General features: G+C 68.4%; 14 protein-coding genes. 6 read left to right on the forward strand and 8 right to left on the reverse strand.

Annotation, left to right across the window (positions count from 1 at the left end):
- Positions 1 to 187: 187 nt before the first annotated feature.
- From AC1DYN_RS18950 to AC1DYN_RS18970, 5 genes are all read right to left on the reverse strand, one after another.
- Positions 188 to 1,393, reverse strand: a complete 1,206-nt coding sequence (locus AC1DYN_RS18950; protein WP_477962348.1) for an AGE family epimerase/isomerase — start codon at positions 1,391 to 1,393, stop codon at positions 188 to 190.
- 35 nt (positions 1,394 to 1,428) lie between these two features.
- Positions 1,429 to 2,496 carry an ABC transporter ATP-binding protein gene (locus AC1DYN_RS18955; RefSeq protein ID WP_477962350.1) on the reverse strand — a complete coding sequence of 356 codons (1,068 nt, stop codon included), beginning with the start codon at positions 2,494 to 2,496 and terminating at the stop codon, positions 1,429 to 1,431.
- A 25-nt stretch (positions 2,497 to 2,521) separates the two neighbouring features.
- Positions 2,522 to 3,379 carry a carbohydrate ABC transporter permease gene (locus AC1DYN_RS18960; protein WP_477962352.1) on the reverse strand — a complete coding sequence of 286 codons (858 nt, stop codon included), beginning with the start codon at positions 3,377 to 3,379 and terminating at the stop codon, positions 2,522 to 2,524.
- 9 nt (positions 3,380 to 3,388) lie between these two features.
- Positions 3,389 to 4,270 carry a carbohydrate ABC transporter permease gene (locus AC1DYN_RS18965; RefSeq protein WP_477962354.1) on the reverse strand — a complete coding sequence of 294 codons (882 nt, stop codon included), beginning with the start codon at positions 4,268 to 4,270 and terminating at the stop codon, positions 3,389 to 3,391.
- Positions 4,271 to 4,386: 116 nt separating this feature from the next.
- The gene (locus AC1DYN_RS18970) at positions 4,387 to 5,610 is read right to left on the reverse strand and encodes an ABC transporter substrate-binding protein (RefSeq protein WP_477962423.1); all 1,224 of its coding nucleotides are present in this window, start codon (positions 5,608 to 5,610) and stop codon (positions 4,387 to 4,389) included.
- Between the two features lie 185 nt (positions 5,611 to 5,795).
- On the opposite strand from AC1DYN_RS18970, the gene AC1DYN_RS18975 reads away from it, so the two are divergent.
- From AC1DYN_RS18975 to AC1DYN_RS19000, 6 genes are all read left to right on the forward strand, one after another.
- Positions 5,796 to 6,524: a heparan-alpha-glucosaminide N-acetyltransferase gene (locus AC1DYN_RS18975; protein WP_477962356.1), complete on the forward strand. Its 729-nt coding sequence runs from the start codon at positions 5,796 to 5,798 to the stop codon at positions 6,522 to 6,524.
- Between the two features lie 135 nt (positions 6,525 to 6,659).
- Complete coding sequence (locus AC1DYN_RS18980) at positions 6,660 to 9,485, forward strand: response regulator (protein WP_477962358.1); 2,826 nt, start codon at positions 6,660 to 6,662, stop codon at positions 9,483 to 9,485.
- A gap of 68 nt (positions 9,486 to 9,553) precedes the next feature.
- Positions 9,554 to 9,916 carry a response regulator gene (locus tag AC1DYN_RS18985; protein ID WP_477962360.1) on the forward strand — a complete coding sequence of 121 codons (363 nt, stop codon included), beginning with the start codon at positions 9,554 to 9,556 and terminating at the stop codon, positions 9,914 to 9,916.
- A gap of 25 nt (positions 9,917 to 9,941) precedes the next feature.
- The gene (rlmB, locus tag AC1DYN_RS18990) at positions 9,942 to 10,688 is read left to right on the forward strand and encodes a 23S rRNA (guanosine(2251)-2'-O)-methyltransferase RlmB (RefSeq protein WP_477962362.1); all 747 of its coding nucleotides are present in this window, start codon (positions 9,942 to 9,944) and stop codon (positions 10,686 to 10,688) included.
- A gap of 12 nt (positions 10,689 to 10,700) precedes the next feature.
- Complete coding sequence (upp, locus tag AC1DYN_RS18995) at positions 10,701 to 11,327, forward strand: uracil phosphoribosyltransferase (RefSeq protein WP_477962364.1); 627 nt, start codon at positions 10,701 to 10,703, stop codon at positions 11,325 to 11,327.
- 566 nt (positions 11,328 to 11,893) lie between these two features.
- Positions 11,894 to 12,445 (forward strand): DUF302 domain-containing protein, encoded by a 552-nt coding sequence (locus AC1DYN_RS19000; RefSeq protein ID WP_477962366.1) that lies wholly within the window; start codon positions 11,894 to 11,896, stop codon positions 12,443 to 12,445.
- 4 nt (positions 12,446 to 12,449) lie between these two features.
- On the opposite strand, the gene AC1DYN_RS19005 is transcribed toward AC1DYN_RS19000, so the two are convergent.
- From AC1DYN_RS19005 to AC1DYN_RS19015, 3 genes are read right to left on the reverse strand one after another with little or no spacing between them, the layout of a single operon-like run.
- The gene (locus AC1DYN_RS19005; RefSeq protein WP_477962368.1) at positions 12,450 to 13,001 is read right to left on the reverse strand and encodes a chromate transporter; all 552 of its coding nucleotides are present in this window, start codon (positions 12,999 to 13,001) and stop codon (positions 12,450 to 12,452) included.
- Positions 12,998 to 13,564 (reverse strand): chromate transporter, encoded by a 567-nt coding sequence (locus AC1DYN_RS19010; RefSeq protein ID WP_477962370.1) that lies wholly within the window; start codon positions 13,562 to 13,564, stop codon positions 12,998 to 13,000. Before AC1DYN_RS19010 ends, AC1DYN_RS19005 begins: the two co-directional genes overlap by 4 nt.
- A complete protein-coding gene (locus tag AC1DYN_RS19015; protein ID WP_477962372.1) occupies positions 13,561 to 14,568 on the reverse strand; it encodes a D-2-hydroxyacid dehydrogenase family protein in 1,008 nt (335 codons plus the stop codon). Before AC1DYN_RS19015 ends, AC1DYN_RS19010 begins: the two co-directional genes overlap by 4 nt.
- Positions 14,569 to 14,617: the final 49 nt, after the last annotated feature.

The raw sequence follows: 14,617 nt of genomic DNA on the forward strand, positions 1-14,617 counted from the left end.
GGGTTGCTGCGGCTGCGTTCCTCATCGACGCTTGGGCGAACGAAATGGGGAATCACTACGGTGGTCTGTCCGCTGCTGACGGCAGATGGCCCGGATCGTCCCTCCATCCCGACACCCTCATCCGCTGCGTCTGGGGGTGCAGACGGAACATACAAGCCCGGATGCCCATCCGGGGATCGTCCATCATTCACAGCAAGCCCAGCACCTCGTAGCACGCCCCCATCGTGTGGGAATCCGTCTTCCCCGCCGGACTCTTCTCGTCGCTGAGCTTGCGGTTGTCGTGCGACAGGATGCGGTACCACGCGCCATGCTGGTGGTCGACGAAGTGCGCCCAGCTGTATTCCCAGATCCTGTCGTACCAATCCCAGTAKCCGCCTTCGCCGGTGCGCACCGCCAGGCAGGCCGCGGCGGCCAGCGTCTCGGCCTGCACCCAGAAGTACTTGTCGCTGTCGCACACCGTGTGGTCGGGCGCCAGGCTGTAGAACAACCCGCCGTGCTTCGCGTCCCACGCATGCTGCGTCGCCACCGAGAACAGCTCGCGCGCCCGCGGCAGCAGCCAGTCCCCCGGTCGGTGCCGCTCCAGGATCAGCAGCAGCTTGGCCCACTCGGCGTGGTGCCCCGGCTGGAAGCCCCAGGGCCGGAAGATGTCGGTCTTGTCGTGCCGGTTGTGGTCCCAGTCGATCGACCAGTCGAGCCGGTAGTGCTCCCAGACCAGCCCGTGCGCCAGCGCCGCCAGGCGCTGCGTGACGGACTTCGCCAGCGTCTGCGCCCGCTCCAGGAAGCGTGCCTCGCCGGTCGCCTCGTACGCTGCCAGCAGCGCCTCGCAGGCATGCATGTTCGCGTTCTGCCCGCGGTAGGGCTGCACCTCCCAGCCGGCAGTCGCCTCGTCGGCGTACAGCCCATGCGACGGCTCCCAGAAGTGGTGCTCCATCAGCCCGAAGGTCTCGTGCAGGCCGAGCCGCGCGTCCTCGATGCCGGCCCGCAGCGCATGCGCATGCGCCAGCAGCACGAAGGCCAGGCCGTGGCAGTGGTTGGTGGCGTCCAGCACCTCGCGCTCGCCGTAGTTGTTGCGCGTGCCCTGCCAGCGCACCTGCCAGGCATAGCCGCCGGTGTCCGGGTCGCGGTGCGCGTCGCGCAGGAAGCGCAGCCCGTGGCGCGTCGCCTCCAGCCATTCCGGCCGGCCGAAATGCCGCGCTGCCATCGCGTGGTTGAAGACGAAGCGTGCGCTGCTGACGAGGTGGCGCGTCTCGCGGTCGTAGACCGTGCCGTCGTCCTTGAAGAAGTGGTAGAAGCCGCCGCTCGGGTCGCGGCTGCGGCCCTCGTAGAACGACATCGTGTGCAGGATGTGTTCGCGCAGGAAGCCGGGAGATCGGAAGTCGATGATCGGGGTCATGACAGGTCTCCCGGTTCCAGGGAACGATCCACGGTTCAGTCCACGACGCGCTGCTCGCTCTTCGCGTCGAACAGGTGCGCGTCCTCGGCCGCCCAGCGCAGGAACACGCTGTCGCCGACGTGCTGGTGCACCTTGCCGGCCACGCGCGCGGTCAGCTTGCCGATCGCGGTCTCGACCATCGCATAGGTCTCGGGCCCGGTCGGCTCCAGCATGCTGATCGTGCCGGCCAGGCCCTGGTCGGCGAACGACAGGCTCTCGGGCCGCAGGCCGTAGCTGATGCCGGCGCCGGCGTTGCCGTTCAGTGCGCCGCGCTGCTCGGCATTCAGCAGCAGGTCCACGCCGTGCGCGTTCAGGCCGTCGGCCGCGCGCTGGCTCTCGATGATGTTCATCGCCGGCGAGCCGATGAACTCGGCCACGAAGCGCGTCGCCGGGCGCGAGTAGATGTCGTCGGGCGTGCCGAACTGCTGCACCAGGCCGTCACGCATCACCGCGATGCGGTCGCCCAGCGTCATCGCCTCGACCTGGTCGTGCGTCACGTAGACGGTGGTGGTCTTGGTGCGCTGGTGCAGCAGCTTGATCTCGGCGCGCATCTCGACGCGCAGCTTGGCGTCCAGGTTCGACAGCGGCTCGTCGAACAGGAACAGCTTCGGGTTGCGCGCAAGCGCCCGGCCCATCGCGACGCGCTGGCGCTGGCCGCCCGACAGCTGGCCCGGCTTGCGGTCGAGCAGGTGGCCGATCTGCAGCATCTTCGAGACGCGCTGGATGGCCTCTTCGCGCTGCGCCTTCGGCACGTTGCGCATCTCCAGCCCGAACGCGATGTTCTGGCCGACGTTCATGTTCGGGTACAGCGCGTAGCTCTGGAACACCATCGCGATGTCGCGGTCCTTGGGCAGCGCGTAGGTCACGTCGCGGTCCGCGATGTGGATCGTGCCCGTGGTCGGCGTGTCCAGCCCGGCGATCAGCGACAGCAGCGTGCTCTTGCCGCAGCCGGACGGGCCGACCAGGATCAGGAACTCGCCGTTCTCGACCTCGATGTCGATGCCCTTGAGGATCTCCACCGGGCCGTAGCTCTTGCGGACGTTGCGAATTGAAAGTGCACCCATGATTTTTCTCTGAAGCGTGGGCTGGTCAGCCCTTGACCGCGCCGGCGGTGAGGCCGCGCACGAAGTATTTGCCGGCGACGATGTAGACCAGCAGCGTCGGCAGCGCGGCGATCATCGCGGCCGCCATGTCGACGTTGTATTCCTTCACCGCGCTCGAGGTGTTGGCGAGATTGTTCAGGCCGACCGTGATCGGCTTGGAGGCCCCGCCCGAGAACACCACGCCGAACAGGAAGTCGTTCCAGATGTTGGTGAACTGCCAGATCAGCGTCACCACCAGGATCGGCGTCGACAGCGGCAGCACGATGCGCCAGAAGATGCGCCAGAAGCCCGCGCCGTCCAGCATCGCCGCCTTGATCAGCTCGTCGGGCAGGCCGACGTAGTAGTTGCGGAAGAACAGCGTGGTCGACGGCAGGCCGGCCACGATGTGCACCACCACCAGGCCCCAGATGGAGCTGGCGATGCCGAACCAGCCCAGCACCTGCGACATCGGCAGCAGCACCACCTGCAGCGGCATGAACATGCCGAACAGCATCATCGCGAACATGAACTCGCTGCCGCGGAAGCGCCACTTGCTGAGCACGTAGCCGTTGATCGCGCCCAGCGTGGTCGACACCGCCACCGCCGGCACCACCATCAGCACCGAGTTGAAGAAGAACGGCCGCAGGCCGCCGCAGTCGATGCCGGTGCAGGCGGTCGACCAGGCCTTGGCCCACGAGTCGAAGTTGGGCGCGTGCGGCAGCGACAGCAGGTTGCCGCCGCGCACCTCGCTCATGTCCTTCAGCGAGGTCGTGATCATCACGTACATCGGCAGCAGGAAGACCAGCGCGAACAGCAGCAGCACCGACCAGAGCGCGGCACGATGCCAGTTGAATTTGTTTCCCATGGCGTCGTATCAGCGCTTGGCGCGCAGCTCGGAATACAGGTAGGGCACGACCAGCGCGGCCACGGTGGCCAGCATGATCGTCGCCGAGGCCGCGCCCAGGCCGATCTGCCCGCGCGAGAAGGCCATCGTGTACATGAAGGTGGCGGGCAGGTCGGTGGCGTAGCCGGGGCCGCCGGCGGTGAGCGCCATCACCAGGTCGAAGCTCTTGATGGCCAGGTGGCTCAGCACCATCAGCGTGCTGAAGAACACCGGCCGCAGGCTCGGGATGATGATGCGCCAGTAGATGCGCGGCAGGCTCGCGCCGTCGATCTGCGCGGCCTTCAGGATCGAGTCGTCGATGCCGCGCAGGCCGGCCAGGAAGAGGGCCATCACGAAGCCGGCGCTCTGCCAGACCCCGGCGATCACGACGGTGTAGATCGCCATGTCGGGGTTGATGAGCCAGTCGAAGTGGAAGTTCTCGAAGCCCCAGCCCTGCATCAGCTTCTCGATGCCGAGGCCGGGGTTGAGGATCCATTTCCACGCGGTGCCGGTGACGATGAAGCTCAGCGCCATCGGATAGAGGTAGACGGTGCGCAGCACGCCTTCGACGCGGATCTTCTGGTCCAGCAGGATGGCCAGCAGCAGGCCGATGGCCATGCCGAAGAAGATGAACAGGCCGCCGAAGATGCCCAGGTTGGTGATGGCCACCCACCAGCGCTCGCTGGCGAACAGGTTGGTGTATTGCTCCAACCCGATGAATTCATAGTTGGGCAGCAGGCGCGAGGCCGACAGCGAGAGATAGCCGTTCCACGCGATCAGGCCGTAGATGAAGAAGAAGGCCAGCAGGAACGACGGAGCGACGACCAGCTTGGGCATCCACTGGCTGAGGCGGACGGAGGCGGATGGTTTCATGGGCGGGTGGTCGGGGGCGGGACGCGATATTGCGCCATCCCCGGTCGGACAGGAAGACGGCGCCCGCGAGGGGCGCCGTCCCGAGGCAGGTCCGGGAGGACCTGGTTACTTCGCGATCACTTGGTCTTGGCGGCAGCGACCAGGCGGTCCTGCGCCTGGGCCGACGTGATCTTGTCGTCGTTCCAGTACTGCGAGACCACGTCCTTGATCGCGCCTTCGGCGGCCGACGGGACGGCCATGCCGTGGGCGATCGACGGGACCAGCGTGCCGGCCTTCGCGGTCGACACGAAGTCGGCCGCCGAGGTCTTGGCGCAGTCGTCGAACTTCTTCAGGTCCATGTTCAGGCGAACCGGGATCGAGCCCTTGTTCAGGTTGAACACTTCCTGGAATTCCGGCGACATGATCGCGGCGGCCAGGTCCTGCTGGGCCTTCTGGTTGGCCGGGTCCTTCAGCTTGAACAGCGCGAAGCTGTCGACGTTGTAGGTGTAGGACTTGGCGGTGCCGGGGGCGGCCACGCAGGTGAAGTCCTTGCCCGGGACCTTGCCGGCGGCCAGGAACTCGCCCTTGGCCCAGTCGCCCATGATCTGCATGCCGGCCTCGCCCTTGATCACCATCGCGGTGGCCAGGTTCCAGTCGCGGCCCGGGGCGTTCTTGTCGGTGTAGCCCTTGACCTTCTTGAAGGTCGTCAGCACCTTGTCCATCGTCGCGCTCTTCAGCGAGCCCGGATCCAGCTGCACCAGCGCCTTCTTGTAGAAGTCGGCGCCGCCGACGCCCAGGGCGACGGCTTCGAAGGTGGTGAAGTCCTGCCAGTTCTGGCCGCCGTGGGCGATCGGGATGATGCCGGCCTTCTTCAGCGCTTCAGCGGCGACKAAGAACTCGTCCCAGGTGGTCGGCACCTTGGCGCCGGCCTTCTTGAAGGCTTCCGGGTTGGCCCACAGCCAGTTCACGCGGTGCACGTTGACCGGCGCGGCGACGTAGTGGCCCTGGTACTTCAGGCCGTCGGCGATGGCCTTGGGCAGCAGGTCGTCCCACTTGTTGGCCTTGGCGACGTCGTCCATGTTGGCGAGCACGCCTTCCTTGGCCCATTCCTGGATCGACGGGCCCTTGATCTGCGCCGCGGCCGGGGCGTTGCCCGACACCACGCGCGACTTCAGCACCGTCATGGCCGAGTCACCGCCACCACCGGCGACCGCGAAGTCCTTCCAGGTGTGGCCCTTCGACTGCATCGTGGCCTTCAGCTCGGCGGCGGCCTTGGCCTCGCCACCCGAAGTCCACCAGTGCAGCACTTCGACCTCGCCGGCTTGCGCCAGCGTGGCGGTCATCAGGCCGGCGGCCATCATCGCGAGGCTCAAGCCGCGCACGGTACGTTGGGAAATCGACATGCATGTCTCCTGGGGGTCAATTGTTGGAGCCTGACGAATCAAGCCGATCGGCAAGCGGACGCGATGTTAATGTTTCATTAATGTTCTAACAATAGAACATGAACCTGGGACTTACCCGTGGGTCGCGCACAATCGCGGGCCTCATGCCTGAATCTTCACGCCCGGGTTCCCGGTTCGACCGACTGGACGCGCTGCGCGCGCTGGCCATCCTGTGGATGGCGGTGTTCCATTTCTGCTTCGACCTGAACTACTACCACTTCATCCGGCAGAGCTTCACCGCCGATCCGTTCTGGCTGGTGCAGCGCACCTGCATCGTCACGCTGTTCCTGTTCTGTGCCGGTTTCGGGCAGGCGGTGGCGTGGGAGCAGGGGCAGGGCTGGCCGCGCTTCTGGCGCCGCTGGGCGCAGGTGGCGGGCTGTGCGCTGCTGGTGAGCGCGGGGTCCTGGCTGATGTTCCCGCGCAGCTTCATCTACTTCGGCGTGCTGCATGGCATCGCGGTGATGCTGGTCGTCACGCGGCTGACGGCGAATGCCGGCCGCTGGCTGTGGCCGATGGGCGCGCTCGCGATCGCGTTGCCGCGCCTGGTGCAGCACCCGTGGTTCGACACCCGGCTGACCAACTGGATCGGCCTGATCACGCACAAGCCGGTGACCGAGGACTATGTCCCGCTGCTGCCGTGGATCGGCGTGATGTGGTGGGGCCTGGCGGCCGGCCAATGGGTGCTGGCGAACCGGCGCGGCTGGGTGACCGGCGCGCTGCCGAAGGCCCTGCAGCCCTTGGCGGTGCTCGGCCGCTGGTCGCTCACGTTCTACATGGTCCACCAGCCCGTCCTCATCGGCCTGCTCCTGCTGGTGCTCTGGTTGCGGCGCTGAGCGCAACCTGTGTTACACAGGAGCCTCGCTCTGCGCCGGCAGGTTCGGCGGCTTGTACACGATGGTCCATGAGACGCCCTCCGGCGACCTCGGGTAGTGGTGGAGGCAGCCGAGTAGGCGCGCATCGGAGAACGGATGACGCGTTTGTCGGTACAGCAGCTCGCGATGGCGGGCTTCATCGTGGCCGTGGCAGCCATCCTCGCGCTCGCCGGCATCGGCTGGAACTTCGCGCGCCAGACGCTCGAAGCCTCGGCCTTCGTCAGCCACACCCACCAGGTCATCAGCATCACCTCCGACGTCGCGTCGGACATCCACCGCGCCGAGGCGGCCCACCGCGCCTTCCTCGCCACCCGCAACCCGGTCTACCTCGAGGAACGCGACGCCACGCTGGCCGTCATCGACACCGGGCTGCGCCAGTTCGCCTGGCTCACGTCGGACAACCCGCAGCAGCAGGCCCGCGTGTCGGAGCTGCGCGGCGAGATCGCCGCCCGCGTCCAGGTGTTCCACGAGAACGAGGCCGCCGTTCCCGGCGAGACCCCGAAGGCGCTGGACGACCGCCTGGCCCGCGGCGTGCGGCGGCTCGAGCGCATCCGGGCCTTGATCGATGCCATCAGCACCGAGGAACGCCGGCTGCTCGCCGAACGCGAAGCCGTCGAAGACCAGCGCTCGCAGGCCACCGTCACCACCTTCGTCGTGTTCCTGGTCACGCTGGTGCTGCTGCTCGGCGGCATCGCGTGGCGCCTGTGGCGCGACTGGCAGGCGCGCCAGCGCGCCGAGCAGGCCGTCGCGGAGGAGCGCCGCTACGACGCGGCGCACGCGCGCGCGCTGACGCTGTACAACGCCCAGGCCACGCGCGAGGTGGTGCTCAACGAGACGCTGGCGCTGATCGGCGAGAACCCGCTGTTCCCGGTGGCGGTGTTCTACGAGTACGAGGAGTGGGGCGGCGTGCTGCGCGTCGTCGCGGCGCACTGCGCGCCGTCGGACCTGAAATCGGTGCTGCGCATCGACGACGGCCCGGTGGGCCACGTCGCGCGCAGCGGCAAGGCGATGTACTTCGACCGCTTCGACCCCGCCAGCGGCCTGCGCATCGAGACCGGCCTGGCCAGCCTGCAGCCGGCCGCGCTGCTGGTCTGCCCGGTCAGCTACCAGGGGCGGCTGATCGGCGTGCTGGCGCTCGCCGCCTCGGCCGCGCTGACGCCGCGCGACCAGTCCTTCATCGAACGGCTGGGCGCGCAGTTCGCGGTCGCGCTGCACAACCTCGGCCAGCTGCAGGAGCTGAACCTGCTGGCCGAGCAGCTGCGCGTGCGCGGCGAGGACATCCAGGTCAAGAACGCCGAGCTCGAGAAGGCCAGCCGCATGAAGAGCGAGTTCCTCGCCAACATGTCGCACGAGCTGCGCACGCCGCTGAACGCGGTGATCGGCTTCTCGGGCCTGATGAAGGACGGCCTGGCCGGCGACATGAACGCCGAGCAGCTGGAGTACGCCAACGACATCCACGTCAGCGGCAAGCACCTGCTGAGCCTGATCAACGACATCCTCGACCTGTCGAAGGTCGAATCCGGCCACATGCCGCTCGAACTCGGCGCCGCCGAGCCGTCGCACGTGGTCACCAGCGCGATCTCGCTGATGCGCGAGAAGGCCTCGACGCAGCGCATCCGGCTCAACGCGCTGTGCCCGCCCGCGCTGGGCAGCCTGCAGCTCGACCTGCGCAAGACCAAGCAGGTGGTCTACAACCTGCTGAGCAACGCGATCAAGTTCACGCCCGAGGGTGGCGCGGTGACGCTGTCGATGCGGCGCGTCGCGCGCGCCGAGGTCGACGGCATGCTCGAGGCGCCGGACACACGGTTGTTCCGCCCGGCCGAGCGCACGCTGCCGACCTTCCTCGAGATCCGCGTCGAGGATTCGGGCATCGGCGTCGCGCCCGACGGGCTGACGCGGCTGTTCCAGCCCTTCGTGCAGATCGATTCGTCGCTGTCGCGCGAGTACGCGGGCACCGGGCTCGGGCTGATGATGGTCAAGCGGCTGGTCGAGCTGCACGGCGGCGGCCTGATGCTGCGCAGCGTGCCGAACGCCGGCTCGACCTTCACCGTCTGGCTGCCGTGGCGCCCGGCCGGCGACGAGCTGCCCAAGGACGCGCTAGAGCCTGCGCCGCCCGAGCCGCCCGAGCCGCTTCTACCCGCCGAACCGGCGCACCCGCCCGGTGCCGATGCGCCGCTGATCCTGGTGGTCGAGGACGACCCGCGCGCGGCCAGCCTGATGCGCAGCCAGCTCGAATCGAACGGCTACCGCGTCGAGGTGGCCCGCAGCGCCGAGGACGGCCTGTCGCGCGCCGGCCAGCTGATGCCGGCCGCGCTGGTGCTCGACATCATCCTGCCCGGCCGCGACGGCTGGGACATGCTGTCGCAGCTGAAGGACCAGCCCGACACCGGCCACATCCCGGTCGTCATCGTGTCGATCACGGCCGAGGCGCGGCGCGGCTTCGCGCTCGGCGCGTCGCAGGTGCTGACCAAGCCGGTGTCGAAGGAGGACCTGCTGGCCGCGCTGGCCGCGGTGGGCCTGGACGACCAGGCGCCGTCGGCCCGGGTGCTGGTGGTCGACGACGACCCGAAGGCGGTGACCCTGGTCGGCAAGCACCTGCAGGCGGCCGGTTTCGTGCCGCTGCTGGCCTACAGCGGGCGCGAGGCACTGGAGGTGGTGCGCACCCAGCGGCCGGCGCTGATCGTGCTCGACCTGATGATGCCGCAGCTGTCGGGCTTCGACGTGATCGAGGCGCTGCGCGGCAGCGCCGACACCGCCGACATCCCGATCATCGTGCTGACCGCCAAGCTGCTGACGCCGCACGACCGCGCGCTGCTGARCGGCCGCGTGCAGCAGGTGATGGAGAAATCGGAGTTCCAGCCGGCCAGCTTGCTGGCCGAGGTGAAGCGGGCGCTGGCACGAAGGCGAGGGCGACGAGCGTGAGCCGGCGGACCGAGACCGTCACGGCGGCCTCGGCGCCGGCACATCTTCATTTCTGACGAGAGGACGGCATGGCACGCATCCTGGTGGTGGAAGACAACGCGCAGAACCGCAAGCTGGCGCAGCTGGTGCTGCAAAAGGGCGGGCACGAGGTGATCTGCGCCGAGGGCGGCGAGGAGGGCGTGCGGCTCGCGCGTGAGCTGATACCCGACCTAGTGCTGATGGACGTGCAGATGCCCGGCATGGACGGGCTGGAGGCGACGCGGCTGCTGCGCGCCGGGGCCGAGACGGCGCGGCTGAAGATCGTCGCGCTGACGGCGCTGGCGATGAAGGGCGACGAAGAGCGCATCCTGAAGGCCGGCTTCGATGCGTACCTGGCGAAACCCTTCGAGTACGGCGAACTCGTGGGCATGGTGCAGCGGCACCTCGCGTGACCCGCGTGGCCGTACCATCGGCCCCATGAGCAACAAGATCCTGTTCGGCTTCCATGCCGTGACGGTGCGCCTGAAGACCGCGCCCAAATCCATCCTCGAGATCCACGTCGACGCCACGCGCCGCGACCAGCGCATGCGCCAGTTCGTCGAGCGGGCCCGGGAGGCCGGCGCCAAGCTGGTCGACAGCGACGACGAGCGGCTGCACAAGATGTGCGGCACGCACCGCCACCAGGGCGTGGTGGCGCGCGTCGAGGCGGTCGCGATGAGCCACTCGCTGGACGACACGCTGGACGCCGTCGAGGAAACCCCGCTGCTGCTGGTGCTGGACGGCATCACCGATCCGCACAACCTGGGCGCCTGCCTGCGCGTGGCCGACGGGGCCGGTGCGCACGCGGTGGTCGCGCCGAAGGACCATGCGGTGGGCATCAACGCCACCGTCGCCAAGGTGGCCAGCGGCGCGGCCGACACCGTGCCCTACTTCATGGTCACCAACCTGGCACGGACCTTGAATGAGCTGAAGGAACGCAACATCCTGGTCGTGGGCACGTCGGACGATGCGCAGCAGTCGTTGTACGACGTCGACCTGACCGGGCCGGTCGCGCTGGTGCTGGGTGCCGAAGGCAGCGGCATGCGCCAGTTGACCGGCAAGACCTGCGACCTGCTGGTGCGCCTGCCGATGCGCGGTGCCGTCGAGAGCCTGAACGTCTCGGTGGCCAGCGGCATCTGCCTGTACGAGGCGGTGCGCCAGCGCACGCAGGCGTCCCAGTCGTAACCGGAGCTCGCCATGCCGACCCTTGCCGTCACCCACCCGCTCGTCAGGCACAAGATCGGCCTGCTGCGCGAGGCCGACATCTCGACCAAGAAATTCCGCGAGCTGACGAACGAGCTGGCGCGGCTGCTGGCCTACGAGGCCACGGCCGACTGGCCTTTGACCAAGACCACCATCGAATGCTGGAGCGGCCCGGTCGAGATCGACCAGATCAGCGGGCGCAAGGTGACGGTGGTGCCGATCCTGCGGGCCGGGCTCGGCATGCTGGACGGCGTGCTCGACATGATCCCGAACGCCAAGGTCAGCGTGGTCGGGCTGTCGCGCAACCACGAGACGCTGCAGCCGGAGCACTACTTCGAAAAGTTCGTCGGCCACCTGGACGAGCGCACCGCGCTGATCATCGACCCGATGCTGGCCACGGCCGGTTCGATGATCGCCACCATCGACCTGCTGAAGCGGCGCGGCTGCACCGACATCCGCGCGCTGGTGCTGGTGGCGGCACCGGAAGGCGTCGCTGCACTGCAGCAAGCGCACCCCGACGTGCGCTGCTGGACCGCGGCGATCGACAGTCACCTGAACGAGCTGGGCTACATCATCCCGGGCCTGGGCGACGCCGGCGACAAGATCTTTGGGACGAAATAGGGCCCCCCAGTCGCTATCGCTCCTGCCCCCGAGGGGCGCCACGCCAGGGGCCTGGCAAAGCCAGTTCCCCGGCGCGTTGCTTGATGGATCGCTTCGCTGCGCTTGCTCTGGTCCCGTGTTCGTAGCCCGGATGCCAATCCGGGTTCTCCGCACAGAGCCGCTGGTTCGGCGAAGGCGCGGGCGGGCAGGCTGGGGCGCGCCAATCAGGATGGGGCGCCGGAGCTGGCTGGTTTCAAGGCCCGCGCGCGCCAGCGCGCTTCGTGGACTGACTTGTCGCCGACTGTTTGACCACAGCGAGCGAAGCGAGCGGCGGGAGTTTCGGCGACGGGCCTTGAAAGCAGGCAGCGCAGGGCAGTCATCGCCCCCCAGGGCGATGACCGCTCCATCCGGCGCGTCCCAGCCTGCCCGCCCGCGCCTTCGCCCGCGCCTCCGCCGTCGCCGCCTGATGCACCGCAGCAGATATGTTCGACGGATACCCCTTGGCTCGTAGAGCCTGTTCACCAAAGCGTCACCGCTTCGCGCCACACTCCGTCCCTGCGCTGTGCGAGTGTGACGAGAGCGACACCATGGTTAACCCAGCAGCGACCTTGCGTGACATTCAGACCCTTGAAGTACCGCTGTTCGAACCCTATCGTCTGTCGGTGTACGAGGGAGAGCCCCCCATGAAAAGCCCGTTTCGTTTTTGGATGACCGGTGGCATCGCGATGATCGTCGCGGCCCTCGGCGGCAGCCGTGCTTTCGCTTCCGAAGAGCGGATGACACGTTCGAGCGTCAGCCGATTCGGCGTGACCGAGACGGTGCAGCGCATCGAAGCCTGCGCCGAGCGGCACGGCATGCCGGTGCTGGTGCGCCTGCAGCAAAGCATGGGCGAAGACAACGAGCGCCAACGCCTGGTCATCGTGTTCGAGTCATCGCAGGGCGGCACGCCGGTGCTGATGACCAGTTCCGATGCATCACCGGATCTGTTGCTGCGTGTCGTCGTTCAACGCGGCACGAACGGCAACACCGAGGTGCTGCTGCGCGGCGCCGACCTCGACGAGCTGCCGGACGGGTTGTCGCCCGAACTGCTGCACGACCTGGCCGACCTGCCGGCGATGGTCGCCGAAGCCTTGTCCTGATCCGTCAAATCCAGCCGAGGGCGCCTGCCACGGCGCCCAGCGCCACCAGCCACAGCGGGCTCAGCTTCGTCTTCAACATCACCGCCACCGTGATGGCGATCAGCGCCACGGCGCTGAGTTGCCCGCGCACCGGGTCCGACAGGATCCAGCCGGTGGCCAGCAGCAGTCCCAGCGTCAGCGGCGCCAGCCCGGTCGTGAAGGCGCGCACGCCCAGCGTCTCGCGCCGCGAATGTCCCCAACGCGTGGCCCACAGCGCCAGCGTCGTGGACGGCAGCATGATGCCCAGCAGCGTGGCTGCGGCGCCGGCCAGCCCGCCGACGTTGAAGCCGATCACCGCGACGAACAGCACGTTCGGCCCGGGGGCGGCCTGCGCCAATGCGACCGAGGCGGTGAACATGTCGTCGCTGATCCAGTGCTGCTGGCCGACCACGTAGCGGTGCATGTCGGGCGCGGTGGTGATCGCGCCGCCCACCGCCAGCAGGCTCAGCAGCAGGAAGTGGCCGAACAGCGCCAGCAGGTCGGCCGCGCCCAGGCCGTGCAGCCCGAATTCGCTCATTTCTTCAGCCTCCACCAGGCCGCGGCGATGCCCAGCGAGCCGAGTCCCGCCAGCACCCACACCAGCGGCCAGCGCATCAGCGCCACCATCACGAAGGTGCAGGCGCCGATCGACAGGCCGAGCGGCAGGCCCAGCGCATTGCGCTTCAGGCTGGTGGCCAGCTTCAGCGCCGTCGCGATGATCAGCCCCGCCGACACCGCGCCCATGCCGCGCAGCGCGCCGCTGGCCACCGGGTGCTGGGCCGCCTTGGCGTACAGCGCGGCCAGCACCAGCACGATGACCAGCGGCGCGATCATCATGCCGGCCAGCGCGGTGAAGGCGCCGCGCAGGCCGAAGAAGCGGTCGCCGATCATCAGCGACAGGTTGACGATGTTCGGCCCCGGCAGCACCTGGGCCACCGACAGGATCTCGACGAACTCGTCGCGCCCCAGCCAGCGCTCGCGCTCGACCAGCTCGCGCTGGGCCACCGCGAGCACGCCGCCGAAGCCCTGCAGGGCCAGCCGGTTGAAGACGCGGAACAGCTCGGCCAGCGTGGCCGGCCGGCGCAATTCAGCCTCGCTCACCGGATGACCCGCAAGGCTTCCGGGTTCACGAGCTGCGTCGGCGTGCCATTGATGAAGTTGACGACGTTGTCGAACGCCGCGCTGAAATACAGCTCGTAGCTGTCCTGCTCGACGTAGCCGATGTGCGGCGTGCACACCGCGTTCTCGAGCCGCAGCAGCGGATGCCCCTGCAGGATCGGCTCGCTCTCGAACACGTCGACCGCCGCCATGCCGGGGCGGCCGCGGTTCAGTGCCGACACCAGCGCACCTTCCTCGATCAGCTCGGCGCGCGAGGTGTTGACCAGCAGCGCGGTCGGCTTCATGCGCGCCAGGTCATCGGGGGTCACGATGCCGCGCGTGTCGTCGACCAGCCGCAGGTGCAGCGACAGCACGTCGCAGGCCTCGAAGAAGGCCTCGCGCGTGGGGGCCGGGACGTGGCCGTCGGCACGCGCCTTCTCGCGCGAGGCCTCGCTGCCCCACACGGTGACGTGCATGCCGAAGGCCCGGCCGTAGCCGGCCACCAGCTGGCCGATCTTGCCGTAGCCCCACAGGCCCAGCGTCTTGCCCTTGAGCACCATGCCGAGGCTGAAGTTGGGCGGCATCGATGCGGCCTTCAGGCCCGATTGCTGCCACGCGCCGTGCTTCAGGTTGCCGATGTACTGCGGCAGCCGGCGCATCGCCGACATGATCAGGGCCCAGGTCAGCTCGGCCGGCGCCACCGGCGAGCCCACGCCCTCGGCCACCGCGATGCCCAGGCGGCTGCAGGTTTCCAGGTCGATGTGGGGGCCGACGCGGCCGGTCTGCGAGATCAGCTTCAGCTTGGGCAGCTTCTCCAGCAGCTGGCGCGGGAACTGGGTGCGTTCGCGGATCAGCACCAGCACTTCGGCGTCGCGCAGGCGCACCGCCAGCTGGCCGATGCCCTTGACGGTGTTGGTGAACACCTTGGCATTCAGGTGCTCCAGGCGCTGGGCGCACTTGAGCTTGCGGACCGCATCTTGGTAGTCGTCGAGGATGATGATGTTCACGGCTTTGATTGTGCACGCTGGGCACGTTGTCAGCAGGAAGCGCCGGGGA

The organism is Rhizobacter sp. P2_D12, assembly GCF_056404395.1.

Coding starts and splice junctions, on each gene's coding strand:
- AC1DYN_RS18965 (WP_477962354.1), bottom strand. CDS start 4,270: ATGAAACCATCCGCCTCCGTCCGCCTCAGCCAGTGGATGCCCAAGCTG.
- AC1DYN_RS18960 (WP_477962352.1), bottom strand. CDS start 3,379: ATGGGAAACAAATTCAACTGGCATCGTGCCGCGCTCTGGTCGGTGCTG.
- AC1DYN_RS19005 (WP_477962368.1), bottom strand. CDS start 13,001: ATGAGCGAATTCGGGCTGCACGGCCTGGGCGCGGCCGACCTGCTGGCG.
- AC1DYN_RS18985 (WP_477962360.1), top strand. CDS start 9,554: ATGGCACGCATCCTGGTGGTGGAAGACAACGCGCAGAACCGCAAGCTG.
- rlmB (WP_477962362.1), top strand. CDS start 9,942: ATGAGCAACAAGATCCTGTTCGGCTTCCATGCCGTGACGGTGCGCCTG.
- AC1DYN_RS19000 (WP_477962366.1), top strand. CDS start 11,894: ATGGTTAACCCAGCAGCGACCTTGCGTGACATTCAGACCCTTGAAGTA.
- AC1DYN_RS18955 (WP_477962350.1), bottom strand. CDS start 2,496: ATGGGTGCACTTTCAATTCGCAACGTCCGCAAGAGCTACGGCCCGGTG.
- AC1DYN_RS18975 (WP_477962356.1), top strand. CDS start 5,796: ATGCCTGAATCTTCACGCCCGGGTTCCCGGTTCGACCGACTGGACGCG.
- upp (WP_477962364.1), top strand. CDS start 10,701: ATGCCGACCCTTGCCGTCACCCACCCGCTCGTCAGGCACAAGATCGGC.